The following is a 26,214-nucleotide window of genomic DNA, read 5'->3' as shown; positions in this document are numbered from 1 at the left end:
AAATCCGATATTTTCATATCATTTTACCTATCCTTTTAACACTAATCTAATGATTTTGTTCATATTTGACCAAACGGTCCTGATGCAGATCATACTCGTATAACAGGTCCCGGTCATTATCAAAGTATAACCATTGAACTGTTTCTGCATGCTGCGCGGTTACCGTAGCTATCCCGATCAGGATGTATTCTTTGTTTTCCCTGGTCTGTTTTTCTATCGAATAGCTCAGCTCCCCCTTGTTTTTAATCTGCTGTTTCAAGAGCGCATTGCCCGAATTTGCAATATAATATTCAGTGAGAAGGTAAAGCTTGTCCAGGTATGATCTAGTATATTGCTCTTCCTGTGGCCAGGTGTATTTGAGCGGCTGAGGATAGGCTTTTCTAAACCTGGAAACATTTCCATCCTTTATTTTTTTTACTGAAACGATCCGTTCGGCTTCTACTCTTGTTTCACCGTCGCCTGCGATAGAGATGCTGTCCTTTTTCCAGCTGATCTCAATCATGTCGCCCCTCAAAAGACTTCTGTCGTCGTTGCTGTCGTTGATAAAAGAAAACGTCTTATCCTTCCGTTTTGCGTTCAGCAAAAAATAATCCCCATCGTCGTTGTAGTTAACAAATTCCATGATGTCATTTGACAACGGTTCATTTTTATTGATTTTTTTAGCTAAAACAGGTTTTTCAACTGTCTTGGGAACAATTGGTGTGTCTTTCCTTTCTGAATTCGAATGGCAGGAAACACAGCTGCAAACCAATAAAATTTTCCAGATACTTTTCATTTATCAAGTGAGCGTTATAAGATTTGATGGTAAATATATGTTTTGTACCTGGAAAAATATAAACTGCTTTTTACCGCGCATAAAAAAAGCGACAAATCGATTGTCGCTTTTAAAAAAGAAAAATGCCTTGTTTTTTATTTTGCTAAAGAAGCAGTTTGGATGTCACCTGTTTTTGGTGCGCTCATTTCTGTTTTTAATGCGGCAAACCTGTCCAGGTTTAATGTTGGTGTACTTCCCATTACAAGAATGTGGTCACCTGTGGCACCTGTCAATTTCAGGTCTGCATTTTCTTCCATTACGGTATATAAACTTTCTGTTTTAGAGTTGATCTGCGCAAGTGCATTTCCTTTTAAAAATACCTGAAGATATTTTACCTCCAGTTTGCCATCAGTTTTTACAACAGCATCATCCGAAGCCTGTACTCGGTAAATGTTTTTTACATAAACGGTAATTTTTGCAGGGCTGTTATCTGCTGAAGTGATCTTTAGGGCCGATCCATCCTGGATCACTTTTACTTTACCGGTATTGTCATCGTTATAACTTACGCCCTCTCTGCCGTTCTGGATCAGGGTAACTTCTACGTTTCCACTTACTATAAGTTTGTCGAAGTTTTTTGGAGCAGAGATTTTAACGGGTTGTTTTTCTTCTGCTGATACAACAGTAGAGAAGATTGAAGCGCTTAATATTACAGCTGCCAATAAAGATTTTGTTAGGGTTGTGATTGAAGTTTTCATAATGCTGTTATTTATATTTTTATAAAATGTTTTTGTGATTGTTTTGATAATGAGACGCAGGGAAGGGCAAAACGTTGCAGCATTAAATCGATCTTTATACCAACGCAGTGTAATTCTCGACCAACGGCTTTTATCATTCGTCCAATGGCTGTTCATTTTTGATGAGATCCTATTATTTTCTTTTCCGCTACAAAGTTAAGGGGCTAATTCCTATGCTATATTCCATCATTATTATTAATGCGTTAATAAATAATATGCCTGAACGGAGCGATCTGCCGTACTGTTAAAAAGATGAACATTAAATTAACATATAGCGAACACCCGCTTAAACTAATGTTGATAGCTTTGTCTGAACTGGTGTTTTTGCCATTTCTGATCCATATGAAAAACCGTTACCGTATTCTTAGCAGTTTATTATTATTCGCTACCCTCACATCTGTTTGCTTTGCACAGCGTCCGGCCGAAAAACTCAGTGCGGTTTTTCAGCAGAAAAACAAGACGGTCCTAGTGGCTGCGCATAGAGGCGATTGGAGAAACGCTCCCGAAAATTCAATGCAGGCACTTTCCAACAGCATCGAAAAAGGCTTTGACCTGATGGAGCTCGATGTGAAAATGAGCCGTGATAGTGTGATGGTGGTGATGCATGACAATACCATCGACCGGACCACAAACGGTAAGGGAAAGGTAGGGAATTATACCCTGGAAGAATTGAAAAAGTTCAGGCTAAAAAATGGCCTTGGGCGCCTTACCCAGCATCAGATTCCCACTATGCGCGAGATGATGCTGGCGGCCAAAGGCAAAATCCTGATCAATGTGGATAAAGGAAATGATCATCTCGATATGGTATTTAAGGTGCTGCGCGAAACTTCTACCATCGATCAGGCTATTGTTAACGTGGGCGATAACATCCCATATGGAGAACTGACCGCGAAAAACACCATTCCAAACGATGCTTATCTGATGGTGGTTGTAAATGCAAAGAACAAAGATATGCAGGCGGTGATCAGCTCTTATGCGTCAAATAAAAAAACGGTCATTCAGCCTATTTTTGATACTGATAATTTAGCTAACCTAAAGTCTTTAAAAGAAACAAAAGATATACCCCTGATCTGGCTGAACAGTTTATGGCCATCACTCAATGGGGGACATGATGATGACCGTGCGGTGGAAAAAAACGAAAAGGAGGAAAGCTGGGGTTGGCTGATTGCTTATCAACCAATAGTGCTTCAAACCGACAGGCCGGCCGAACTGCTGATTTATCTTAAAAAAAGAGGATTGCACAAATAATTACCCATTCGTATAGCTAGCCACAAAATTGTGGACTTCGGTAAATTCCGTTTTGACCGGGCTGTGACCTGTGTGCAACAGCTGTATGCTTACATTTGATTTTAAATCATCTATAATGAAGAAAATTGGATTTTTATCATTTGGGCACTGGACTGACCATCCCTCATATCAAACCCGTAGCGCAGGCGACACTTTATTACAATCCATCGACCTGGCTGTTGCTGCGGAAGAAATAGGTGTAGACGGTGCCTATTTCCGTGTCCATCATTTTGCACAACAATTGGCATCGCCATTTCCCCTGCTTTCAGCAATAGGGGCAAAAACGAATAAAATAGAAATTGGAACTGGTGTTATCGACATGCGTTATGAAAACCCCTTATACATGGTGGAAGATGCCGGTGCTGCCGATCTGATTTCAGGCGGCCGTTTACAGCTGGGGATCAGCCGGGGTTCACCCGAGCAGGTGATTGAAGGCTGGCGTCATTTTGGTTATCAGCCTGCCGAAGGAGAAATCGATGCAGACATGGGACGCCAAAAAGCCCTTGAGTTTTTGGATAAATTGCATGGTGTCGGATTCGCTGAGCCCAATCCGAATCCAATGTTCCCGAACCCGCCAGGGCTATTACGCCTTGAACCCTATTCGGAAGGCTTGCGCGAACGCATCTGGTGGGGAGCTGCCTCTAATGCAACCGCCATCTGGGCGGCTGAAAAAGGCATGAACCTGCAAAGTTCGACACTAAAATTTGACGAAAGCGGTAAACCGTTCCATATTCAGCAGGCCGAGCAGATCAGGATGTATAAAGAGGCCTGGGAAAATGCAAGTCATCAGCGCGAAGCAAGGGTATCGGTAAGCCGTTCGATTTTTCCACTTGTAAACGATCAGGACAGGTACTATTTCGGGCAACAGGGGAGGGGAGCTGATAGCTTTGGTTATATTGAAGCCGATAAAAGGGCGGTTTTCGGTAAGAGTTATGCTGCCGAACCCGATCAGCTTATTAAAGAACTGGCTCAGGACGAGGCCATACAGGAAGCGGACACACTGCTGCTCACCATACCGAATACATTGGGTGTTGATTACAACATCCACGTGCTATCATCGATTTTGGAGCATGTTGCTCCGGCATTGGGTTGGCGATAAACAAGTCGCCTTCTCAAGCGCTATAGTTGAACTTTGGAATTAAAGATCTCTTTAAATAAAAATGTGTTTAAACCACTTAAGATGATTTATTAAGTGGTTTTTTGTGCTTTTCCTGCGGTATAAACAATAAAGAATTAATCGTTTTAATGTGATTTGAATTGTGGAAGTAGCGATGTGTATTACTTTATCTTTTTGGAGATGGAAATTGATCATCAAATAGTGAAATGATATAACTTTTTCACCGAATGATGTAAAGATATCCTAGATAACAAGTTTACTTTTGTGATATTCCAGTGTATTAAAAAAAAGCATTGGACAGTATACCCGTCATAACATGAGATCTAAATTGATATTATTTCTTCTTCTACTGCTTATCGGAGGCCTTAGTTTAAATGCAAAAGTAAAATATACGCCGTTTAAAGGTAACACCAGTCAGGATTCCGACAGGAATGAATTTAACCTGAAAAAGAAAAATATAAAAGTGTTGGTAAAGGATAAGCGCTTCGGATCTGTTTTAAGGTACTATGCGTTTTACCTTCAGGAAAATGACCACAAGCGGGCCGATTCTTTAGTGGATCACATGATCACATCAAAAAGTGATGTTGGAAGCAGGCTTAAAATAAGTCTGACCGCTTACCAATATACCTCCGATACCAAGACCCGTTTGCTTTTTCTGTCAGATCCGGACCAACTTCAGACCTACCAGATCTCATTAATGAAATACAGTAAAGATTCCCTGAAATCAAACGCCGATACACGCGCTTATTATTATAATCTGGTCAGCCTCGATGCTGCCGTTTATGAACGGACGCAAGACAGTGTGGTCAGAAAGCAGTTGTCTCGTCACTATAACAGCCTTGCCTGGTTTAGTATCCTGACGCAAAAACTCGATGGCGTTGAGTATTATCTTCATCAGAGCATTAAATACGACCCTCTATTTAAATACCCATATTCAAACCTTCCGCTGCTGCTTCTTTTAAAAGGACGTTATAAAGAAGCGCACGCATTTTATGTAAAGTATAAAGACTTGCCGTTAGACACGCCCAATATCACATACAGAGATGGTTTCCTCGAAGATTTTGATGAACTGGCAAAAGTTGGAATTAAGCATCGAGATATTGCAAAAATCATAAAGGTTTTAAATGCTCCAAAGTAGATCAAGCAGAGATGGCACTATGCGTCAAATAAAAAAACAATCATTCAGCCTATTTTTGATACTGATACTTTAGCTAACCTAAGGTCTTTAAAAGAAACAAAAGATAAACCCCTGATCTGGCTGAACAGTTTATGGCCATCACTCAATGGGGGACATGATGATGACCTTGCGGTGGAAAAAAACGAAAAGGAGGAAAGCTGGGGTTGGCTGATTGCTTATCAACCAATAGTGCTTCAAACCGACAGGGCGGCCGAACTGCTGATTTATCTTAAAAAAAGAGGACTACACTTATAATAGCCCACTGTCCGCGGCTAAATTAATATCGCGACCGATTAGCAGGCCACTTTGGTTACCCAACGAACCGATCCCATGATTTACCGTTCCCCCTGGCAGATGCAGTAATTACAGGCAACCGGATATTGCTGTAAGACCAACTGTTACCGCTCTGATGGCGGTGTCTTTTATGGTCCGTTATGAGGGGTTTGAAAATCCTTACGTTCTGTTAACGGACTGTCAGATAGATCTGCAAGATTTACAGGGTTGCATTCTAAATCTTTTTCCGGCCCCGTCGTGGGCTTAATTTTTTTTGTCTGCATAGCTTTTAGTGGCTTAAAAGAATATTTAAATTTCTGGGAAATGTTAGCTACAAGGGGCGTTAGGGGCGTTCCGCTAAAAAATCGTTGGGTAGTGTTACAGGACTGTCAAAGAAAAATGTGCACATGTCAAACCTTTGTTCTGTCCCCTGTGTGCAGACAGCAACCGTTGCTGCATAGGCGGACTGAAGGGTCTTTGACATGCAGGAACGAAACATTATCCCAGCTACGGCGGGAAATTTTGCGAAGCCTTGAGATGACGTCAAAAAGGTGAAAACGCATTGGCAGGCCCATGGGGCCCGGTCTGTACAGACTGACGTGGGTAGTTCCGGAATACAATATATATAACCTACGGGTACACTACCCACAGGATCAATGGGCAGGCGCACAGCGTTATGCCCATTTTTTTTGCCTTTACACTGATACCTTTTACTCGCTTTTCCCTACTCATTATTTATGTCCGTGTACCACAACGCCTTGGTTTTTCTTCCGGTTATATAAGGGGATCAGATTTTACCCGATAAAGAAAATTGACTTATGGAAGACAACCGTTTTGACCTCAAAGAGATCAGGGAGCAGACCGACCTGGTTTCCCTGCTCTCAAAACTTGGCTTTGAGCCCCTGAAGCGTTCAGGTGGAGAGCTTTTTTATCTCTCCATGCTTAGGGAAAATGACACCGCTCCATCGTTCTGTGTAAATGAAAAGCTCGGCCTCTGGTATGACCATGGGCTGGCAAAGGGGGGAACGGTTATCGATTTTGCACTCGCTTACTGGCCGGGATGCGATTTCCGTGAGGCCATGCGAAAACTGAATGAGGCTTCAGGAAGCCTTCAGTTGCCCCCACCAATCAGGCCTGCGCAAATGGAAATGCCTTTGCGGCACCCTAGCTACCAGATCAGGGAAATAAGGGAAAGTATCGGCAATCCCGCAATAAGCGCTTATCTGTCCCAGCGAGGGATTTTAGAGGTGGCCGGGCCGTATATCAAGGAAGTCTATTACACCATTAAAAAAGAAAACGGCAGGCGCATGGAACTCTTTGCTGCGGGCTGGCAGACCGATCTGGGGGGATGGGAGGTAAGAAACAGCCATTTCAAAGGGTGCCTTGGCAAAAAATCAATGCGCTTTATCAGTGGGGAAAACCGCCTGGCGGTATTCGAGGGCATGATGGATTTTTTAAGCTGGAAGCTTGAACATCCCGGTGATGCCGCCAGCGTGCTGATCCTGAATTCTGTCGCTTTTTTAAAGCCCGCTATGCGCTTCGCGCAGGGTTATTCTGCAGTGGAGCTTTTTTTTGACCACGACCCATCCGGGAAAAAGGCCAGCGGAGAATTTCTGAAAAACCTTCCCTGGGCGGCTGACCGCTCTGAACTCTACGGGGGCTTTAATGATTACAATGAAAAAATACAGCATATGACAGGGAAACGCATGAGCCGCAGCGGAGAGAAGCAGATCCCTGCGATAAAAGGGAAACAGAGGTAAGCCTGATATTTCTACCGCAGGGTCATATCTGAGCAATATTTACGCTAAAGAGCCGGCATACCCCAAGCTGCAAAAGAATAAAACCCATTACCAAAACCCTACATTATGGCAAAAAGAAAAGAAGGAGGCCGAAGGGCCAATCCGGTCCGCTGCTACCTGACCGATGGGGAATATAGCCGGCTGATGTCCTACACTACTTCCCTTAATATTTCAGTTTCTGACCTGATCAGGGCTAAGGTAGTATATGGGGGCCTGCTGGACGTTGACCCTGTAAAACTGCTTGATGTATTTGTGCAGATTGCAAGGGATATCGCCCGGATCAGCTTGTGTATCTCAGAGATCAAAGATCACCTGGCACAGACAGGGGAAATATCTATCGGAAGCCCTGTAGCAGATGCCTGTAGATACCTGATGGAATACCAGGCCGATATCACCTGTCTGGAAAAAGCCATCAGGATGCTGCTGATCAGAATGGACAGAAAAGAAAAAATGTTATGAACACCATGATCGTAAAACTCTTTACCACCTCGGTGGGTTTTTCAGCCATCCGCTACAATATGGATAAAGTCCATGCCGGTGATGCAGAAATGCTCTGTAAGAGAAACCTTGAACTGCTGGATCTTTATTCTTCACTAAGAACCGTGGATCTGGAACATTATTTCGGCGCAGTGGCATCGCTAAACCCTACAAGCCGTTTCGATCAGTTCCATGCGGTTCTTTCCATCCGGGGCACAGATATCCATAAAAATGCATTTTTAACGGTTGCGGAAAAATGGCTTGCTGAAATGGGCTATGCCCGGCAGCCCTATCTGGTTTTTTTTCATACCGACACCGAAAACCGGCACCTCCATATCGTATCAACTGACGTGCGGCCGGACGGGACCAAGATATCAGATTCCTTTGACCGCGTGCGGGCCATAACACATCTCAACAGGCTATGTGGGATTAATGAGGCCGAAGGCTTCAGAAAGGATATTTCCCGTCTGCTGGATTACCGTTGCAGCAGTACTTTTCAACTGCGCATCCTTTTTGAAAAAAGCGGTTATCGTTTTTTTTTACATAACCAACAGTTTTTGATCCGCAGGTACGGAAAGACCTTTCTCCGGCTCCCTTCGGCTAGTCTCCAGCGAAGCCTGCAGGCCGCTGTCAGGGACGATGAAAGGGCAGCAGAAATCCGCACGCTGATCACGGGGGCATTAGGGCTCCATAGCGGAAGAACCTCTCCTGTATATCAGGCAAGCGCGGGGAGAGGAAAAAAAAAGATCAAAGCATTCCGCTCGGACCTGGCCGATTTTCTTTTCAGCGCGGCAGGTCTTGAAATCTGTTATCTTTTCTCATCCGCAGTGGTTAACGGTTTTATCCTGATCGACCACAGGCAACGCCAGCTCTTTGACAGCCAGCAGATCATGGAGCTCTCCAGGATAACTTCTTCTTCCGTCCTGAACCCGCAGGGAGAGCAGGCCAGGGCTTTTCAGCGTTAGGAAAACCGGTTTATCTAAAGGGGTCAAAAAAACAAAAAAGGAACATATGGTCATTGCATTTGGAAACACCAAAGCCGGGACAGGCAAGAGTTCCCTGCTGCTGCTTTTGGCAAGCTATCTCTCTTCTTTGCATCGCCGGGTTTACCTGATTGAAGTAGGGGACAATGGTGCTCTGAACCAGTTTCATCAGCGCTCAAAAATTCTCGAGCACTCCCTGCCCTTTGAGTATTTTGCCTGTGGCCTTTCCGGTGCAAACCTGTTGATTTCCAGGCTCAGTGCAGAAGCGGAGACTTTTATACTCGTGGAATTTCCCTCTGAAGGCTATAATGAGGATATCGTGCCGCTGTTTTTGGCTGCCGACCTGCTGGTTATCCCATTTTGTTATGACGTCCCGACGCTGCATTCCTCTGTTTATTTTGCCTGTCTTTCCAGGCGCATTAAAAAAGGGATTTCCCTGCTTTTCCTGCCCAATAGGGTCAGTTCCAGGGCAGCCCATGATTTACGGGAAGAAACTGACCGGGTGCTCCGCCAGATTGCCCCGGTCTGCGCGGGGATCACCGAGCATATCGGTTTTCAGCGCATCAGCTCGATGAGCTTAGGTGCGGCATTTTTAAAAAGGAGCCTTCCCGTGCTTGATCTGATCTATCATCATTATCTGCCAAAAACAGGCAGACCTTAACAATAAATCCTAAACATATATCAAAATGAACAACTGGAGCCAATTTATCTACTGCCTGAGCGCGGGCTATTTTCTTTATTACCTGCTCAACCTGGCCTACGACCTGTCAAGGGGGGGGAGATCAGGCCCTGCGTCCAGAGGATCATCCCCGATGCTAAATATCGCTGATCTGGACGTTCCTTTGGATGCCGGCATGATCAGTGAAGGCACTTTTCCCGGGCGGGAAGGTCTGCCCGAAGGACTGCTGAGTTCAGGGCCCATCAGTTCAACTGGAGGGATAACACTCAAAGAGGCCATGGGAGATGCCCTTAAAGAAAGTATCCTTTACTCCTCACAGATCCCTTCTTAAATCCACAGCGGTATGGGCGAGGCTAATAAAGCTGTGGCTTTTCTGCTGCTGTTGACAGGGATTGGCCGGACTGGTGCTTTCGCGCAGGATCCTCCGGGCATCAATGAATTTTACCGGGCATCGGGCACCCTTCACGACTATTACTACAGTTTTTCAGATCTGAGCCTGGTGCTTGGGGCGATCGTGGGCCTGATTGGCGGACTGCGTGTATTTGCCAACTGGCAGTCGGGCAGGCACCATATTGATGCTCAGGTCACCGGTTGGTTTTATTCCTGTCTTTTTCTCCTTCTGACCGGGGTTTTTCTTCGTGGCCTGTTCGGACTATAAACATTTTTATTCATCCATTAAATTCAATTTTATGAAAATTCTAAAATCAAGGGCCCTTTTTGTCCCTGCAATGCTGCTACTGATTTCCCAGGGTGCCTTCGCTCAAGGGGGAGGAACAACGGGTATCAACGCGGCCACCTCATCGCTCGCTGCTTATGTGGATCCTGTGGGAAACCTGATCCTTGGCATCGGCGCGGTAGTCGGTCTGATCGGAGGGGTCATGGTCTACATCAAATGGAACTCAGGTGACCGGGACATCAGCAAGGAAGTGATGAGCTGGGGCGGATCCTGTATTTTTCTGGTACTGGTATCGGTGGTGATCAAGGCATTTTTCGGAGTATAGCTATGCGGCAGTATCCTATCTATAAAGGCCTCCAGAAGCCTTTGAGCTATAAAGGGCTGAAAGGAAAATTTATCGCCTGGGGCGCCGCTGCCCTTGCTTTGGGACTGCTGTCCGGCGGGCTCAGCGGAGCCTTGGTCAATATGTACCTGGGCTCAGCGGTTACCCTTTTGAGCATCCCGGTGATGTTTTCATTCATCCTTTACCGGCAGAAAAAGGGACTGCATTCCAGACAGCGGGACAGGGGCATTTTCATCCAGCCTTCAAGACTAAAAATAAGCTATGAAAACAAAAAACAGAACCTTTGAACTTCCCTATTCTGGGATTATCAGCGCGGAAGGCGTGGACCTGCTGTACTCCGGGCGCGGGGATTTTTCGGTCGTGATAAAAATGGTCAACCCCGTACTGCAATATGCCGCAGATGCTTCTGCATACCAGGAGTTCCACCACCTGTTGGTCAATATCATCAAGATCCTGGGCGAAGGGCACATGATCCAGAAACAGGATATTTTTTCCATGGAGCGCTACCGGGAAATCAGGGGGGGCGGTTTTCTCCAGCAGAGTTACCAGGAGCATTTTCTGGGCAGGACCTTTGCCAAGATCCATACTTATCTTACCCTGACCAGACTGATCAAGAAGGGAAGGTTTTATGTATACGAGGCCTCCGCTCAGGGTGATTTTCTCTCCAGGGTCAATAAGATCATGGACCTGCTCGCCCAGAACTCCCTTTCGCCCAGCCTGCTCAGCGCCCGGCAGATCCAGCTTTTTACCAGGCGTATATTGGCTATGGATTTTTCATCCCCCCACGTAGCCCTGGATAATATTCTGGCCGGAGATAATGGCCTGGAGCAGGGGGGGAAAAGTATCAAAAGCATCTCTTTCATCGATACCGATGCCATCGATCTCCCTTCAAGGATCGGCACTTATCAGCAAAACAGCGATGGAAAGGCGTTCAGTGATTTTCCCATGGACAACCTCTCCTTCCTTCATCATGTGCCGCAATACAGATGCATGGTCTACAACCAGCTCATCGAAATACCTGCACAAAGCTCAACCCTGTCCAGGCTGTCGCTCAAACGCAGGCGCCATGCCGGACTGACCGATCCTGCCAACCAGATGTGCGTAGAGGATATCGATCAGCTTCTTGAAGAGGTGGCAAGGGAAAACCAGATGCTTATCCATGCACATTATAACCTGGTGCTCTGCGCTGCCCCGGAGCTGCTTTCCAGGGCGGTGAACTTTGTCGAATCCTCGCTGTTTCAGCTTGGGATCATTCCTTCCAGGAACGCTTACAACCAGCTCGAACTCTTTTCCTCGGTCCTTCCCGGTAACGGGATATCACTAAAGGACTATGACTGGTATCTGCTGAGCTGCGAGGCGGCGGCCTGCCTGGTATTCAAGGAGCGGCTCCAGGAAAGCGAGCAGTCCGGTTTTCTGATCCGTTTTACCGACCGGCGGGGCATCCCTCTGGGCATTGACCCTGCTGATCTTCCCATGAGGAGCGGACGGATTGCCAACCGCTCCAAATTCGTCCTTGGCGGATCGGGATCTGGAAAGTCTTTTTTTATGAACGCACTCATCGAACAGTATATGCACTATAATATGGATGTGGTGATCGTGGACACCGGGCATTCCTATAGTGGGCTCTGCGCTTATTTTAAGGGGCGCTACCTGACATACAGCGAACAGCATCCCATCACCATGAACCCTTTTGCCATTACCATGGCAGAATATAACATAGAAAAAAAAGATTTCATTAAAACTTTGGTTTCCCTGCTGTTCAAAGGGTCTGAGGGAACAGTTTCCCAGGTGGAGGACACGGTGATATCCAGCGTGATCTCCGGTTATTATGCCCATTATTTTGCGATGGAAAATCCAGAATGGGAACTGTGCTTTGATTCTTTCTACCATTACTCCTGTACCCAGATCGCGCAGATCAGAAAGCAGGAGCGGATCAGTTTTGATCTGGATGAATACCGCTACGTGCTCAAAAAATTCTGCAGCGGCGGCGAATTCGGCCAGCTGCTCAATCAGCATGTTGATGCTTCCCTGTTCAGTGAGCGCTTCATCGTTTTTGAGATCGATGCGATCCGTGAGCATAAAACCCTTTTCCCCATTGTTACCCTGATCATCATGGATGTCTTCCTGCAAAAAATGAGGCACCGGAACCACCAGCGAAAGGCCATTATTCTGGAGGAGGCGTGGAAAGCGATCGCATCGCCACTGATGGCCTCCTATCTGGTCTATATGTACAAGACCGTCCGCAAGTTCTGGGGGGAGGCCATAGTGGTCACCCAGGAATTGGGGGATATCATCGGTAACCCCATCATCAAGGACAGCATCATCAGTAATTCCGATACCATCTGCCTGCTCGATCAGGGAAAATTCAGGGAAAACTATGGCCAGGTGGCCTCGCTTTTGTCGCTGAGTGAAACCGAGCAGAAGAAAATTTTTACCATTAACCGCCTGGACAACCGTGCCGGGCGGGCCAGGTTCAAAGAAGTCTACATCCGCAGGGGAATGACCGGAGAGGTTTACGGGGTAGAGGTCTCATTGCGGCAGTATATCACCTTTTCAACCGAAAAGCCGGAAAAACAGGCGCTCGAACACTACATATCAAAGCAGGGGTCCTATGATAAGGGCCTTGATGCCTTTATCGCAGACCTGGAATCCTCGGGAGAGACCCTTGAGGGTTTTGTCGCCCGGGTCAATTCTTCATCCAATCCAAACGGTATATTATGAAAACAAGGATCCATTTAATTTATTTAATGCTCTTGGGGCCATTATTTTCTTCTGCCCAGATCTATGTTGACCCGGCCGTCTCGGCCGCAGTGGCGGCAGGATCGGGGGCAATGAATTCTCAGCTCAACAGGACAAACGACAGACTGACGCTGATCCAGAGATCCCAGCTTGCGATCACCGGTCAGCTTGCCTTTGCAAATGACCTGCAGGCAGGGCTATACAGGGGGCTGAGCGAGGTGTCCGGAGTGATGCGCTCGCTGCTTTCCATCAAAGATATCTATGAAATATCCCAGGACATCATCACTGATGCCTCGCGGGCGGTGAAACTTGCTGAAAATAATCCCGCCCTGCTTTTTTTTGCAGAAAGCGGGGCCAGGGAATTTAAGGCCCGGGCTACAGCCCTTGCCAGCGAAGTCTCCGCCTTTGTGCTTAAAGGCGGAAAAAACGGGCTGATGGACTCGGGAGAGCGCGCCAGGCTGCTGGGAAGCATCTGCCGGCAGATGAGCATTCTTCGCGGGGTGGTTTACGGTCTCTACCGCTCGATGTACTGGGCAAAGCAGCGCGGGTTCTGGAATTCGCTAAATCCCTACAGCGGGTTTATCAATCTGGATAAGCGTATCGCTGATGATATCCTGTTAAACGCCAAAATGCTCAGGCCATGAAAAAGTTCATTATGCTTATTTTCTGTTTGCTCCTCTATAAGCTCACTTGGGCCCAGATCAATATTGCCCTGCTGCACCAGCTTGTCTCCGAGAGCAAATCGGAGCATTCCCTTCAGTCCAGGGCCAGGGACAACCAGGCTGCATCTACACTGGCAGAAGAATTCCACAGTGCATCAATGGGAAGCCTGAAAAACACTTACCGCGAAATCAGGTCCCGCTTTTCTCTGCTGGGAAACGCAGCGGCTTTTCTGCAGACCGGCCTGGAAGCCCGTCCCCTGATCTGGGAAATCCATCAGGGCGAATCTGAGCTGATCGGGCTGTGCAGTGATGATCCCGCGCTGATCCCGCTAGTGGCAGTGGCCCAGGCCGATCTTGCCCGAAGGGCAGAAATGCTGCTTAGGTTTCTTTACGGGATCATCCTGAGTACGGGTGATCTGGGACAGATGAGCCAGAGCGGCCGCAGGCTTCTTTTCGCCCATGTGATAAACGAACTCCGGTCTATCCATGGGTCCCTTAAAGGGCTCTGCCTAGTAGCCAGGGCGGCTAAGGAAAAATACCAGCTCAAAAAAAGCCCTTTCAGCCGCTTTGTGGACCGCGACCGGTCCCTGATCGAAAATATCCTGCAAAGGGTCAAAACCTTAAAAAACTGACCATGAAAACTATTCTCATCCTTTTGCTGCTGCTCTGCCAGAGGGGCTTTTCCCAGCGGATCATCCTGGACCGGGGCCATTTGAAAGCCGTGATGGAAAATAATGCCGCCAGGATCTCTGGCGAGCTTTTCCATATCGGAAGCCTTGAAGACATCAATGGCCGTCAGAAGGAGATCAGTCTGAACCTTGGCGCGGTAATCCTGACCGAACAGCTCATCTTCAGTTCACTTACCCAGGTGGACCAGGGACTGAAAAGTGCCATGGCCGTCCGGCAGATAGGCCAGCTCAGCCTGGAGATTATCAGCGAAAGCAGGGCCGTGCTCGGGCAGGCGGTGGCCGCCCCTTATCTGCTTGCTTTTGCCGAGGACACCTGCCGGCAGCTCTCTAACCGTGGGTTAAAGCTGTCAGCGGAAGTCTCCGTGCTAATATTAAAGGAAGGGAAGGACCTGCTGATGGATTTCGCAAAGCGCGATGCACTGCTCAAAAAAATATCCTTGGAGCTCAAAACGATCCGGGCACTGCTGTTCAGTATCAAAAAATGCATGTACTGGGCCAGGGTCAAGGGTGTTTTGCACTCGGTAAACCCTTTTGGCGGGTTTGTCAATACCGATAAGCGGATGGTAGAAAATCTGCTGTTAGACCTTAAAACACTTAAACAAAAATGAAAAAGTTGCTATTTACCCTTTTCATCGCCATGCAGGTACTGCTCTGCAGCGCACAGCGGACCATCAGCGACGGCGCGGTCACCAACCAGCAGGAGCGCATGGTTTACAAACAATGGGACCGGGACAAGTTTACCCCCAAGCCGGGCTTTTTGGGGCTCAATCCCAATTACTGGCTCACCTGGGCCCTGCACCCCAACTATCCCAGAACAGACCTCAGACCGCTCGGCCCCTCGGGGCCCCAGACCCAGCGCTTAGGTCTTGTCATAGCCATGGCAGAAAGTGAAAGGCGCTTCAGGTTACACAGTGATACCCTTCGGCAGCAGGCCCTGATCAAGGCGTCTGCGTATTCGGGGATGCTCAGCGATCTTGATCCTTTATGGAACCTGTATTACCGTCATGAATTTTCTCCGCTCCTGAACGGCCCGGCTCCCCTGGACCTGGGCCATCTTGGAGAAAAGGAAAGGCAGTACCTGATTTCCTCGGGACTGTCCGAGTGGTATTCTTCAGAGCGCAACAGTCTTGCCGAGCGGCTTTCCCTTACCCGTAAAAGTACGCTTGAACGCAGTGAACGGCTCCTGTCCTATCAGCGGCTGCTCATGGAATACCGCAGGCTGGAGGCTTCCTGGTCCGAGAAAAAACGTCTGGCCTGGAAGTATATCTCCATATCCTCGGCCAGGTCCGCCATCAGGGATAATACCCAGGGAACCAGCCCGGGGGCAAAAGGGGACATTGAAATAGCCGACAGGATTTTAAAACATTCAAAACTATAACTATGCAGACCATAAGTTTTCTGACCGGCACCGCCGGTTTTTTTATGCAGTCCAACCCGGTCCAGGTGCCGGATTCTTTCAAGGATACTTTTAATTTCCTGCAGGGGAACGGTGTATACGAGGAGGGGATGATGCATTTTTTAAAACAGATGAAGTCCACCATCTGGACCCATTATGATGCCTTTATTGCCGATGCGCAGGCACTCAGCGCAATTTTTATGCTCATTTTTTTTGCCATTAAAAGCTATGAGATGATCTCGGGCGATAAAAGACTGGAAATCATGCCCCTGCTCAGGCCCTTCGGCCTTGCCATGGTCATCCTCTGGTGGCCGGTCTTTACCAGGGTGGTTGCCTTTCCCGAAGAAGTCGTGGAGGTACGCACTGCCGCGCTTTTTGAGGGCAGCCAGCAGAATATCAATTCACTGCGCATGCAGCGTGCAAAGCTGATGGTGGAAGTGGCCGATGAGCTTCTGAAGGTCCAGGCAGAGACCGAGGTGGCCAGCAAGGAAGCTGACAGCTGGTATGAACATGCCTGGGAATCTGTAAAAAGTTCGGTCAAGGAGGGATTTTCCCAGGTCTGGAACCCGGTTGTGGAAATGCGCAACCGCCTGCAGATCGGCCTTCAGCTACTGGCCACCTCGCTTTTGGAAACCCTGGCGATATGGATACTGAGGATCAGCGTATATGTGATCTTTATCATGCAAATCATTTTTTCCACCATACTCATCATACTTGGCCCCTTTTCCGTTGCAGCGAGTATCCTGCCCATGTTCAGGGATTCCTTTTCAACCTGGATTGCCCGGTTTGTTTCGGTCAACCTGTATTCGGGCATCGGTTTTCTGGTCATGTATGTGGCCTCCCTATTTCAGCATTACGCCCTGGAAGCTGAAATCAGCCGGTACCAGGAGCTGCTTGGCCCTTCGGGGGCGGGCATGGAAAAACTTGGCTGGTTTGCTGCCAACGGGGTGCTGTCCTTCGGCATGGTGATCATCACCTTTATCATCGGGGCCCTTACCATGTTTACCGTGCCGAGCATTTCCACCTGGATCGTCTCCACCTCGGGAGTGAGTTCTGCAGCCAGCGCGATGGGATCCGGCGCAAGCAGGATGGGCAGTATGGCCACTCAGGCGATGGGAGGATGAGGATATGCTGATCAAGAATATCGAAAGCAAGGTACGCCTTGCTACTTTCCTTTCCCTGGGAAGTTTTATCCTGTGCTTCTCTATTGCCTCGGTAGTGTCTTTCTTTGCCTATCGGCAGGTAAGCGATTCCAGAAAAAGCATCTATCTGCTCGATAACGGCAATATTCCCATTATGGCCAAAAGAGTGGATGTGCAGGCGAACAGGGCCGCTGAATACCGGGCACATATTGCCCGCTTCCACAGTCTTTTCTTTTCACTCATCCCCGATGAAAAATACATCGAGAACCAGATGAGGCAGGCGATGTACCTGATTGACGAAAGCGGGGCGCAGCAGTACAACAACCTGAAGGAACGCAGTTTTTTCTCTTCTGTACTTTCTTCTTCGGCAGTGCTCACCATTCAGGCAGATTCTATCTTCTTAGATGAAAAGAACAGGTATTTCCGCTACTATGGAACCCAGCGGATAGACCGCAGGAGTTCGGTCATTACCCGTTCACTGCTCACCGAGGGCCACCTGAGCGATCTTTCGGCACGCTCGGAAAATAATCCCCACGCGGTAATCATCACCGGATGGAAGACCCTGGAAAACAGGGACCTTTCCAATACCGCCAAAAACCCGCTTTAATCAATTCCCTATCCTTATGAAAACGATGAATATCTTCTCTCAGCTCACCCGGCAGCTTTCCATTTCCCGGGGCCGGGTTTCAGGTCATGCAGATCTGCTTTTAAAACGGCGTCCCAGGCTGATCTATTGCCTGATGCTCCTCCTTCTTGCAGGTTCTGCGCTACTCTGCTTTACCCTGCTCAGAAGCGGGCCGCTGAAAAATCGGCAGTCTGCCCATATCCCGGACATGGCAGCAGGCCGGATCGGCGGTGCTTACCATGCTGCAGGCCAGCTTTCCGATGTGCTTAAAATGCAGGCTGAGCTCGGTGCGATGATGGCTGAAACCGGCCCCGGTGCATCCGATAGCACGCGTATGGCGGAAATGATGGAAAAAATCAAAAAACTTCAGCTTAATATCAAAAACCATGAAAAAAATCAACCTTAAAAGCCCACGGTACGTCATCCCGCTGATCTGCCTGCCCTTTATTATTATACTGTACAGCATTTTGCGGCAGCGGGAAGCTGATACCCCACATGATCCTGCACTCTCAGCAGATTCCCTGCGCAGCGATATTGCCGGGGTGTCCCAGCAGATCAAAGGGCAAAAGCTCCAGGATAAGCTCCAGGCTTTTCAGGACCGTTACCGAAAGGGGGACGGCTATACCGCAGTTGGCAGTCTATCAGAAGAGCAGCAGGCTCCGGCGATGAGCGGTGCAGGCTATTCCGAGAAGGAAAAACGCATGCTCGACTCCATTGAATCCTCGATTAAGTCCCATTATGGAATGGATCAGGCAGCTGCCGTCCCAGTGCCCAAGGCCTCTTACAATTACCGTGGGCCAAAGGAAAAACACATTTCCCACGGCCTTTCCCAGGACCGCGCGCTTGCTGCGGCAATTGAGGCGATGAGGCCGGTCCAAAGCGAGGCTGCGGCCACAGAAAAAATAGATGCGGGAGATCCCATGGCAATATTCAGGGCGCAGATGGCCATTGTGGACAGTATCGGAAAAGCAAACGATCCGGCCACCCGTAGCCAGTTGATGCAGGAAAAAAAGCGTGCAGTGAACGGGGATTCCACCAGGGAAGTGAAAAACCTTATTGTATCCATTGAGCGTGGAAGCCAGGGAGCCTTTAATACCGTTCGGGCAGAGCAGGGCACACCCGTTTATATCCCGGCTATGATCGATCAGGAACTGACTGCTTATTCCGGGTCCAGGATCCCCTTAAGGATCCTGGAAAATATCAGGGCAGGCACAGTTACGTTAAAAAAAGGGAGCCTGGTGTACGGAACGGTTTCTTCTTTTTCCGCCCAGCGCATCCAGATCTCGGTTTCCTCTCTGCTCAGTGAAGGGGGCATCCTTCCCGTGCACTTAGAGCTCTATGATCTGGACGGATTAAAGGGCATATATGTACCTTCTTCTGCTTTCCGGGATCTCACAAGGGAACTCGGCAGCTCCCCGCTGCAGGGAATATCCGTTGCGGGCGGTGGGGAAGAAAACAGGCAGCTCATGAGCATCATGGGAAGGGTCTTTCAGTCCAGCTCGGGAGCGCTCAGCCGCCTGGTCCGCGCGAACAAGGCAAAAATACGATTTGCAGCCATGGTATACCTGATCGATCCCCAACAACTTTCCTCAAATAAGTAACAATAAGCCAATTGATTATGAAAAAAATATTCACTGCAGCACTGATGCTGCTATTCTCTCAAGCTCTTTTTGCGCAGTCCGAGGGCATAAGGCACTTATCCGATCTGCCCTGTATCGCAGTATCCCCCGGATCTTCACTGCATTTCCGCTCTCCCGAGCCGATCAGTTACAGCGATATTTCTGATCAGCGTATCAGTGGGGACCTTCCGCTAAAAAATGTGCTCCGCATTAAAATCCCTTCCGATTCGGCGCTTAAAATATCCCAGGGTGATCCATTGGGGACCATTACCATAGCAGGGGAAACTTTTATGGCCCAATACCGGCTGGAAAGATCCTCTCGGGCAGTACCTGCCCCCGCTACGGAAATCGAGATCCTGCCCGGGGCGATGCTGCCCCTGGATCCCCAGCGTAAGCGGATTCCCACACCTGCTATAAAATCACATGCGCTGGATATGCTGCTGGAAAGGGGAAAACGGCCTTTACGCAAAAAGACCGTGCATGGGATCAGTATCAGCCTTAAAAGGGTGTATTGCGTCGGAGAGCTTATCTTTTTGGACCTTTGTTTCGAAAACTCTTCCCGGCTCATTTATGATTCTGGAGAACTCAGGTTTTCATTAGAAGATAAAAAGATCAATAGGGCTACCAACTCGCAGTCCATAGCCCTCAGTCCGGTATTTTCACTCTATCCCCTGCGCAGTTTCTCCAGGATATCCAGGAACATTTATGTTATCGAAAAGATCGCTTTTCCCCATGAAAAGCGCCTTGAGATTACACTGAGCGAAAAGCAGCTTTCCTCAAGGACCGTTACCCTGCCCATAAAATACGGTGATCTAATGGGAGCGGATACCTTTTAGCTCCGGATATTAAAGCCGTAAAAAAATGGAAGAAAGTAAAGAACAGCAGGGACTGCACCGTTTTATGCAGTTCTGCATCTATCTCTGTGTCGCGGCGGATATCTTCATTTTTATCTGCGCACCCAGATTGCTCAATTTTCCCCGGTTTGGGAGGTATGGCCTGATAAGGGTATATGATGCCATATCAAGACTCTCCATCTATTCCCTTCCGGTATATTCCAGGGCCTTTATCCTCTCTTTGGTGATACTGGTCTGTATCGGCACTTTAAGTAAAAAGGAGATAGACCTGGACTACCGCCGGGCCATTCTTTATCCCTTAAGCCTGGGGCTGCTGCTGTTTTTTGGCGGCTTGTGGTTTTATGGCCTCCCTGGAAAAACGGTTTTTCTCCTATTCAGCTGGAGAGACACCGCCTACTGCGCATCTCTTTTTTTTGGGACCGTGCTGATCCATGCCGCCATGGGCAACATTTCCAAGATCATCAGCTCACGCCTTGGCAAGGACCGCTGGAACATTGAGGAAGAATCCTTCATGCAGGCTACCAGGGAAAAAAACGGGCCTTACCAGGTAAGCATACCCAGTCTTTTTTATTATCGCAAAAAGGTGCACAGGGGGTTTATCAATATCGAGAATGTCTTCAGAGGCACCCTTTTGATCGGTACACCGGGATCGGGTAAAAGTTTTGGGATCGTGATGCCCTTCATCCGGCAGCTGATCGAAAAGCAGTTCTGCATCTGTCTGTACGATTATAAGTTCTGCGATCTGGGACAATTGGCCTATTATCATTACCTGCTCGGCAAGCAGCAGGGAAGATTAGAAGGCTACCGGTTTCATGTGATCAACCTCAATGCCGTCGAGATGAGCAGGCGCCTCAATGTACTGCGATCAGACTATATCCTTACCCTGGCCGATGCCTCTGAAACTGCAGAAGCATTGGTAGAGGCGCTAAAAAAGGGGGACAGGTCTTCCGGTAGCGATCAGTTCTTTACCCAGAGTGCGGTGAATTTTCTTTCAGCCTGTATCTATTTTTTCTCCCGCTATGAAAACGGACGCTACTCGACCCTGCCGCATGTACTTTCGTTTTTGAACTGCCCATATGAGCAGATATTTTCCACCCTCACCTCCAACGCTGAACTCGACTCCCTGCTTTCACCATTTATGAGCGCTTACCGGGCGAAAGCTTTCGATCAGCTCGAAGGGCAGGTGGGAACACTGAAGATATTTATCTCCAGACTGGCCACAAAGGAGAGTTTCTGGGTATTTTCCGGGGATGATTTCCCGCTAAAGATCAGCAGTCACCGCTCCCCGGCCATGCTGGTACTGGCCAACGATCCCAATACCCAGAACATCAATTCAGCATGTTATTCCGTGGTGCTCAACCGGCTCACACGGCTGATCAACTCCAAAAGCAATCTGCCCAGTGCACTGGTGCTGGATGAGCTGCCCACCTTATATGTTCACCGCATCGAGAACCTGATCGCCACTGCCCGTTCAAACCGCGTTGCGGTACTGATGGGACTCCAGGAGCTTCCACAGTTCCAGCAGCAATACGGCAAAGATACCGCAACAACGATCTGCTCGGTGGTGGGCAATGTACTCTCAGGCTCGGTCAGGAACAAAGAAACCCTGGACTGGCTGGAAAAACTGTTCGGTAAGGTTAAGCAGCTCAGCGAGAGCCTCTCGCTGGACCGTGGAAAGGCGTCTGTATCGCTCAGCGAGCGGCTTGAATACCTCATCCCATCGGGCAAGATTTCCTCGCTGAAGGCCGGGGAGCTGGTGGGGATACTGGCGGGGGATACTGTAGGATCCTTTACCGGGGAATTTCAGCCATCGGCGGTCAACTGCCGGGTCGATATAGATTTAAAAGCGGTCGCAGCGGAAGAAGCTGCCTATCCGGACATGCCCATCTATTATGACTTCAAGGGCAGAAAGGATGAAATCCTTTTTGAAAACTTTACACGCATTAAAGACGAGGTATTCCGGATCGTCTCCAGGTTTCCTGCCGGATAGAAAATCACAATGCCCGCTAAACAGAAAAAATAACCTTAAAACCCAAATGCTATGCAAGAATATTTAGGAAAGCTCGCCCTGGCCAGAGACCAGAGCGATGCGGATGATAAAACAATCCGGATCGGACTGATCAGTGCAGTTGATCCCAGGCTGATGAGGGCGGAGATAGCCTTTGGCGACCTCTCTGTTTCCATCATTTCCGCAACTGATGTGCTGGTGCTGAAAGATAAAAACAGGCTTTATCAGGACCTGTTGACCTCGGCTTCCATCATGGAGACCGCTGATTTCAAAACTGTTTTCAGGGTCAGTCTGATTTTGGAAAAGCCCGGCCAGGCGGCTGTACTGGAAGCTATGGAGATGCTGAAGGACAACCCCGGGGCGGCCAGTCTGGCCATGGTCAGCCTGGATACCGGGCTCTCTGTCAGCCTTGGCAGGCAAGAGGGAGCAGAGAGGGGGAGCAGGAGGTGAAAAGGGCGGTTTTATTGTTGATTCTGCCCCTGATGTCTGCTTATCCCATTGCTGCCCTTTCCCAAAGCTTTTGCCTTCCCGTTTTTCCCATCATACCCACGGGTTCTTTTGGCCCCAGAATACACCCCATCAGCGGAAAAGCCGGTTTTCATCAGGGCATAGATCTCAAAGCAAGGGGATCTGCTGTCAGGTCAGTGATGGCAGGGGAGGTCAGCGCATGCGGCTATCACCGCTTTCTGGGAAACTTTGTGCGCATATGCAGTGGGAAAGTTCTGGCCACCTATGGCCATCTCTCCAGGGTATTCATCTCAAGGGGGGCGCTGGTGGGTACAGGGGAGGTGATCGGGATATCGGGCAGCAGCGGAAGGGTGACCGGAGAGCACCTGCATTTTTCGGTCAGCTTTCGCGGTCAGCAGGTCCATCCCTTAAGATTTCTACTTTTTCTACAGTCCTGCGGGACACTAAACCAATAAGACCATGAAAACAGATTATGATAAAAACCTGGTTTCCCTGGAGCAGCTTCTTCAGGCCATCGCCATTGAAGGCAGCCTAGAGCTCAGCGAAGACCAGGCCGGAATCTACGGTACCCTCCAGGGTGATGAACTTGTAGTGCAGGAAGGGGGAGAGGATGGATAAGCCGCAACAGCCCTTATATGTCCAGGTCGCCCAAAGGCTCATCGAGCAGCTCAAGTCAGGTACCTCGCCATGGCAAAAACCTTGGAGCGCAGAGGGTATCCCGGTATTTTCAATGCCTTATAACCAGCAGAGCGGTCAGCGCTACAAGGGCATCAATGCAATAAACCTGCTCCTCTCCGGACATGAGGATCCCCGCTGGCTCACCTTTAAGCAGGCCGAGGGGGCGGGCTTCAGGGTTAACCACAGGGAGCGGGGAACCCTTATCCAATTTGTCAAGACACATCAGCTCATTAGCCTCCGTGATGAAAAAGGTGGCCTGCTCTATGATGAAACGGGAAAGGTGATCATGGAAAAACTGCCCTTAAACAGGGCCATAGTCAGTAACGCCTGGGTATTCAATGCCGAGCAGATCAGCGGGATCCCCCCGCTTTCCCTTCTCCCCAGAAAAATAGACTGGGACCCGGTCGAGCGGGCAGAGCAGCTGATCCGCCATAGTGGCGCGCAGATCGACCATCAATTTATCGACCGTGCCAGCTACCACATCCGTTATGATGTGATCACCATGCCCGACCGGAGCCAGTTCAGTTCTTCCGCAGGATATTATGCCACCCTGCTCCATGAACTTGGACACTGGACCGGGCATCCTAACAGGCTCAACAGGGAAAGCCTGATGACCAACGGGATGCAGGCCTATGCCAAAGAAGAGCTGCGTGCAGAAATTGCCTCAATGCTACTGGGCGATGAGCTCCGGATCGGTCATGATCCCTCTCAGCATGCAGCCTACATAGAAAGCTGGGTTTCGATATTGGAGGACAGCCCGGTGGAAATCCATGCCGCATCGATGGATGCCGAAAAGATATTCTCTTTTATCCGGGATATAGAGCTTAAGGTCCAAGAGAATATCGGTATCGCTCAGCATAAAGTAACGGCAGCAGAACAGCCCTCCGTCAAGGAACTGAAACACCTTTCCACAGGAGATCAGATCAGCTATAAAAATAACATTTACCATATTCAGGGACATCTCAAGCAGGGCAGGCTCCGCGTGGAGCTGCAGCCTTCAGGCCTGCGCTTCACCCTTTCCAGGACCGACCAGCTCTATCATTCCCTGCTTGAGGCTAAGCGCTCCATGCAGCAGCTCAGTCCTCAACCTGCTCTGAAGCCCATGGGATCAGAGCTGGTAAACAGTACCGAAATAAAAATCAAAAGATAAACCCATAGCTATGAAAACATTATTCAATATCCATGAGCTGCCCATTTCCCAGCTCGAGCAGCTCGGTATCTACTATCAGGGACAGCTGCTGCTTGATCCGCATAACATCCGTGCCCTGCTTTCAGGCCGAAGGACCGAACTGGTATCCATCCGAGGGATCCATTGGGAAGCCTTTAACCTTGAGCGGCTCGATGCCAAGCTTTCCCTGTTCAGGAACGATCTGGGCGAGGTGGAACTGCTGCTTCATCCTATCTATAAAGAAATCAGAAAACATCCCCTGCTCAGCGGTGAGGAAATGTCCAGGCTCGTTTCGGGGGAGTCAGATTTTATCGGTAAAAGCATCCAAAGGGAAGAAGGCAGGTATTCCATGCTCAATATTGAGTATGATGGAGAGACCAAAGAATTTATTTCCTATGATGTTCCCAACGTCCAGGCGCCGGACCTGGTGAACGGTATGCTGCTTTCCCAGGAAGAAAAGTCAGCCTTCAGGCGGGGAGAGATGCTAACCATGTCCGACGGCACCCAGCTCCGGCACCGCGCGGCTGAGCCGCTTGGGCTGCTTTCTGACCGCAAGGCCCTGATCTTATCGGTACTGCTGGACGGCGGGATCTCCTATCTGCTGCTCCGTGGGATCAGGTCTTTAAAAGAGGGAGGAGCGCAGGTGGATTATGCCACGCCGTCTTTTTTAAGAGCAACTGAAGAAATGCAGGGGCAAAGGCCCCTGCGGCAGGAAGAAGATGGCCTTGGAGAATCCCTCTCCCTTTCGCCCCCGGAGCGGGCAAGGAGTGTGTCCCGATAAATGAAAGACATTGAGGAAAAGAAAAAACAATAGAAAACGGCAATTTAAAATGAACGATTATGGATCAGAAAAATTTGGAATACCTGCAGAAAACCCTCGATTACCTGGGTTTTGGGACTAAGTTAAATGAAGTATTGGAGTCTGCGGTCTACCGCGGGCTGGACAGGTTTTCTTTGGGTATCAACCAACGGTATATTCCCGGAGAATTCAGGTCAGATCCGGCTAAGGGGGTGGACCAGATGCGCTTTGAAATCAATTTTTCAAAAGCAAAAGAAACCGGGGTTTATTTCCTGAACAGTTATGAGGCCTCTCTAATCAGATACAACACAAGTGAACCTGTTATGCAACTTTTTGAACTGGAGCGGGATAACAGAATGTCCGCTCTTCAATGTTATAAGCTTTTATGCGGTCTTTCCCTGCAAAAAGAAATCCTTGTAAAGAATACCTCCGGTAGCACTGAAGGGGAACGCGAGCGGGTGCCGGTCTGGTTCAGGCTGGACCTTTCGGTCACCGGTAACAATGGGAACCATCCCATAAACAAATTTTTTCCCGGCTATGGATATGACCTGGAACAGTCTATCGGGAAATATCCCTTTAAGGGCCTCGAGGATGAGGAAAAAAAACAGGCCGTAACCAAAGCGCTCCGCTATGGTAACCTGGTCGAACTCTCCCTTAGCATAGAAGGTAAAGAACAGGCTGTCTATGTGGCGGCCAATCCCCGGCTTAAAACCCTTGATATTTATTCAAAGGATATGCGGCCGCTCTGGGATAATCAGATCTTTTCTTCCCAGAAGACTGAAGGGCAAAATGCCCCGCGGGCATTTGAGGGTATTCTGCCTCCGCCGCAGGTAGCAAAGCAATTCCCGTGGAAGCAGCAGGGCGGTGATAAAGGGCCTAAGATCGGAAGGTGATTACACCAGGAACAACCGGACTGATTTAGCCCCCTTTAGAGGTTCTGGGGTAACAAAAAAAAGACTTAAATTCATATAGGCCGTAAGCCGATAAATAATGCTGTGCAAAGATGTC

31 protein-coding genes are annotated in these 26,214 nt (G+C 48.7%); 29 read left to right on the top strand and 2 right to left on the bottom strand.

The window, feature by feature from the left end; genetic code table 11:
* Positions 1–46: 46 nt before the first annotated feature.
* A complete protein-coding gene (locus AC04Q1_RS04355) occupies positions 47–775 on the bottom strand; it encodes a hypothetical protein (protein ID WP_478362166.1) in 729 nt (242 codons plus the stop codon).
* A 134-nt stretch (positions 776–909) separates the two neighbouring features.
* Positions 910–1,509, bottom strand: coding sequence for a GIN domain-containing protein (locus tag AC04Q1_RS04350; RefSeq protein WP_478362164.1), 600 nt, complete (start codon positions 1,507–1,509; stop codon positions 910–912).
* A gap of 291 nt (positions 1,510–1,800) precedes the next feature.
* Between AC04Q1_RS04350 and AC04Q1_RS04345 the strand changes: the two genes are divergently transcribed.
* The 29 genes from AC04Q1_RS04345 to AC04Q1_RS04205 all read left to right on the top strand — a co-directional run bounded on the left by AC04Q1_RS04345 (position 1,801) and on the right by AC04Q1_RS04205 (position 26,099).
* Positions 1,801–2,796 (top strand): glycerophosphodiester phosphodiesterase family protein, encoded by a 996-nt coding sequence (locus AC04Q1_RS04345; RefSeq protein ID WP_478362162.1) that lies wholly within the window; start codon positions 1,801–1,803, stop codon positions 2,794–2,796.
* Positions 2,797–2,911: 115 nt separating this feature from the next.
* On the top strand, positions 2,912–3,934 hold the full coding sequence (locus tag AC04Q1_RS04340) for an LLM class flavin-dependent oxidoreductase (RefSeq protein WP_478362160.1): 1,023 nt from the start codon (positions 2,912–2,914) through the stop codon (positions 3,932–3,934).
* A gap of 334 nt (positions 3,935–4,268) precedes the next feature.
* The gene (locus AC04Q1_RS04335) at positions 4,269–5,090 is read left to right on the top strand and encodes a hypothetical protein (protein ID WP_478362158.1); all 822 of its coding nucleotides are present in this window, start codon (positions 4,269–4,271) and stop codon (positions 5,088–5,090) included.
* On the top strand, positions 5,091–5,384 hold the full coding sequence (locus tag AC04Q1_RS04330; protein ID WP_478362835.1) for a hypothetical protein: 294 nt from the start codon (positions 5,091–5,093) through the stop codon (positions 5,382–5,384). It begins immediately after the preceding gene.
* An 836-nt stretch (positions 5,385–6,220) separates the two neighbouring features.
* Positions 6,221–7,162 carry a toprim domain-containing protein gene (locus AC04Q1_RS04325; protein ID WP_478362156.1) on the top strand — a complete coding sequence of 314 codons (942 nt, stop codon included), beginning with the start codon at positions 6,221–6,223 and terminating at the stop codon, positions 7,160–7,162.
* Positions 7,163–7,267: 105 nt separating this feature from the next.
* Positions 7,268–7,660 carry a hypothetical protein gene (locus AC04Q1_RS04320; protein WP_478362154.1) on the top strand — a complete coding sequence of 131 codons (393 nt, stop codon included), beginning with the start codon at positions 7,268–7,270 and terminating at the stop codon, positions 7,658–7,660.
* Entirely contained in the window at positions 7,657–8,643 is a 987-nt protein-coding gene (locus AC04Q1_RS04315; protein ID WP_478362152.1) for a relaxase/mobilization nuclease domain-containing protein, read from the top strand. The genes AC04Q1_RS04320 and AC04Q1_RS04315 overlap by 4 nt, the downstream gene beginning before the upstream one ends.
* Before the next feature lie 46 nt (positions 8,644–8,689).
* Complete coding sequence (locus AC04Q1_RS04310; protein WP_478362150.1) at positions 8,690–9,322, top strand: nucleotide-binding protein; 633 nt, start codon at positions 8,690–8,692, stop codon at positions 9,320–9,322.
* Between the two features lie 151 nt (positions 9,323–9,473).
* Positions 9,474–9,671 (top strand): hypothetical protein, encoded by a 198-nt coding sequence (locus tag AC04Q1_RS04305; protein ID WP_478362148.1) that lies wholly within the window; start codon positions 9,474–9,476, stop codon positions 9,669–9,671.
* Between the two features lie 12 nt (positions 9,672–9,683).
* Positions 9,684–9,998 carry a DUF4134 family protein gene (locus tag AC04Q1_RS04300; RefSeq protein WP_478362147.1) on the top strand — a complete coding sequence of 105 codons (315 nt, stop codon included), beginning with the start codon at positions 9,684–9,686 and terminating at the stop codon, positions 9,996–9,998.
* Positions 9,999–10,029: 31 nt separating this feature from the next.
* Positions 10,030–10,341, top strand: coding sequence for a DUF4134 domain-containing protein (locus AC04Q1_RS04295; protein ID WP_478362145.1), 312 nt, complete (start codon positions 10,030–10,032; stop codon positions 10,339–10,341).
* Positions 10,342–10,343: 2 nt separating this feature from the next.
* Positions 10,344–10,646, top strand: a complete 303-nt coding sequence (locus tag AC04Q1_RS04290) for a DUF4133 domain-containing protein (RefSeq protein ID WP_316847078.1) — start codon at positions 10,344–10,346, stop codon at positions 10,644–10,646.
* Positions 10,621–13,080, top strand: coding sequence for a TraG family conjugative transposon ATPase (locus AC04Q1_RS04285; RefSeq protein WP_478362143.1), 2,460 nt, complete (start codon positions 10,621–10,623; stop codon positions 13,078–13,080). Before AC04Q1_RS04290 ends, AC04Q1_RS04285 begins: the two co-directional genes overlap by 26 nt.
* The gene (locus AC04Q1_RS04280; RefSeq protein WP_478362142.1) at positions 13,077–13,742 is read left to right on the top strand and encodes a hypothetical protein; all 666 of its coding nucleotides are present in this window, start codon (positions 13,077–13,079) and stop codon (positions 13,740–13,742) included. The genes AC04Q1_RS04285 and AC04Q1_RS04280 overlap by 4 nt, the downstream gene beginning before the upstream one ends.
* A complete protein-coding gene (locus AC04Q1_RS04275) occupies positions 13,739–14,392 on the top strand; it encodes a hypothetical protein (protein ID WP_478362140.1) in 654 nt (217 codons plus the stop codon). The genes AC04Q1_RS04280 and AC04Q1_RS04275 overlap by 4 nt, the downstream gene beginning before the upstream one ends.
* A gap of 2 nt (positions 14,393–14,394) precedes the next feature.
* Positions 14,395–15,057 (top strand): hypothetical protein, encoded by a 663-nt coding sequence (locus tag AC04Q1_RS04270; protein WP_478362138.1) that lies wholly within the window; start codon positions 14,395–14,397, stop codon positions 15,055–15,057.
* Positions 15,054–15,827: a hypothetical protein gene (locus tag AC04Q1_RS04265; RefSeq protein ID WP_478362137.1), complete on the top strand. Its 774-nt coding sequence runs from the start codon at positions 15,054–15,056 to the stop codon at positions 15,825–15,827. The genes AC04Q1_RS04270 and AC04Q1_RS04265 overlap by 4 nt, the downstream gene beginning before the upstream one ends.
* Before the next feature lie 2 nt (positions 15,828–15,829).
* Positions 15,830–16,969 (top strand): TraJ family protein, encoded by a 1,140-nt coding sequence (locus tag AC04Q1_RS04260; protein ID WP_478362136.1) that lies wholly within the window; start codon positions 15,830–15,832, stop codon positions 16,967–16,969.
* Positions 16,970–16,973: 4 nt separating this feature from the next.
* Positions 16,974–17,594, top strand: coding sequence for a conjugative transposon protein TraK (traK, locus tag AC04Q1_RS04255; RefSeq protein ID WP_478362134.1), 621 nt, complete (start codon positions 16,974–16,976; stop codon positions 17,592–17,594).
* Between the two features lie 16 nt (positions 17,595–17,610).
* On the top strand, positions 17,611–18,018 hold the full coding sequence (locus AC04Q1_RS04250) for a hypothetical protein (protein ID WP_478362133.1): 408 nt from the start codon (positions 17,611–17,613) through the stop codon (positions 18,016–18,018).
* Positions 17,999–19,213 (top strand): conjugative transposon protein TraM, encoded by a 1,215-nt coding sequence (gene traM, locus AC04Q1_RS04245; RefSeq protein WP_478362131.1) that lies wholly within the window; start codon positions 17,999–18,001, stop codon positions 19,211–19,213. The genes AC04Q1_RS04250 and traM overlap by 20 nt, the downstream gene beginning before the upstream one ends.
* Before the next feature lie 17 nt (positions 19,214–19,230).
* Entirely contained in the window at positions 19,231–20,067 is an 837-nt protein-coding gene (locus tag AC04Q1_RS04240; RefSeq protein WP_478362130.1) for a DUF4138 domain-containing protein, read from the top strand.
* A gap of 25 nt (positions 20,068–20,092) precedes the next feature.
* A complete protein-coding gene (locus AC04Q1_RS04235) occupies positions 20,093–22,075 on the top strand; it encodes a type IV secretory system conjugative DNA transfer family protein (RefSeq protein ID WP_478362127.1) in 1,983 nt (660 codons plus the stop codon).
* 51 nt (positions 22,076–22,126) lie between these two features.
* Positions 22,127–22,543, top strand: coding sequence for a hypothetical protein (locus AC04Q1_RS04230; protein WP_478362125.1), 417 nt, complete (start codon positions 22,127–22,129; stop codon positions 22,541–22,543).
* Positions 22,544–22,575: 32 nt separating this feature from the next.
* A complete protein-coding gene (locus AC04Q1_RS04225) occupies positions 22,576–23,016 on the top strand; it encodes a M23 family metallopeptidase (RefSeq protein WP_478362123.1) in 441 nt (146 codons plus the stop codon).
* A gap of 4 nt (positions 23,017–23,020) precedes the next feature.
* A complete protein-coding gene (locus AC04Q1_RS04220; RefSeq protein ID WP_478362121.1) occupies positions 23,021–23,179 on the top strand; it encodes a hypothetical protein in 159 nt (52 codons plus the stop codon).
* Positions 23,172–24,389, top strand: coding sequence for an ArdC family protein (locus AC04Q1_RS04215; RefSeq protein WP_478362119.1), 1,218 nt, complete (start codon positions 23,172–23,174; stop codon positions 24,387–24,389). Before AC04Q1_RS04220 ends, AC04Q1_RS04215 begins: the two co-directional genes overlap by 8 nt.
* Before the next feature lie 10 nt (positions 24,390–24,399).
* Positions 24,400–25,188 carry a DUF4099 domain-containing protein gene (locus AC04Q1_RS04210; RefSeq protein WP_478362117.1) on the top strand — a complete coding sequence of 263 codons (789 nt, stop codon included), beginning with the start codon at positions 24,400–24,402 and terminating at the stop codon, positions 25,186–25,188.
* Positions 25,189–25,247: 59 nt separating this feature from the next.
* On the top strand, positions 25,248–26,099 hold the full coding sequence (locus AC04Q1_RS04205) for a hypothetical protein (RefSeq protein WP_478362115.1): 852 nt from the start codon (positions 25,248–25,250) through the stop codon (positions 26,097–26,099).
* Positions 26,100–26,214 lie beyond the last annotated feature (115 nt).

This window comes from Pedobacter humicola (assembly GCF_056490705.1).
This window is presented reverse-complemented; position numbering and strand designations above follow the sequence as displayed.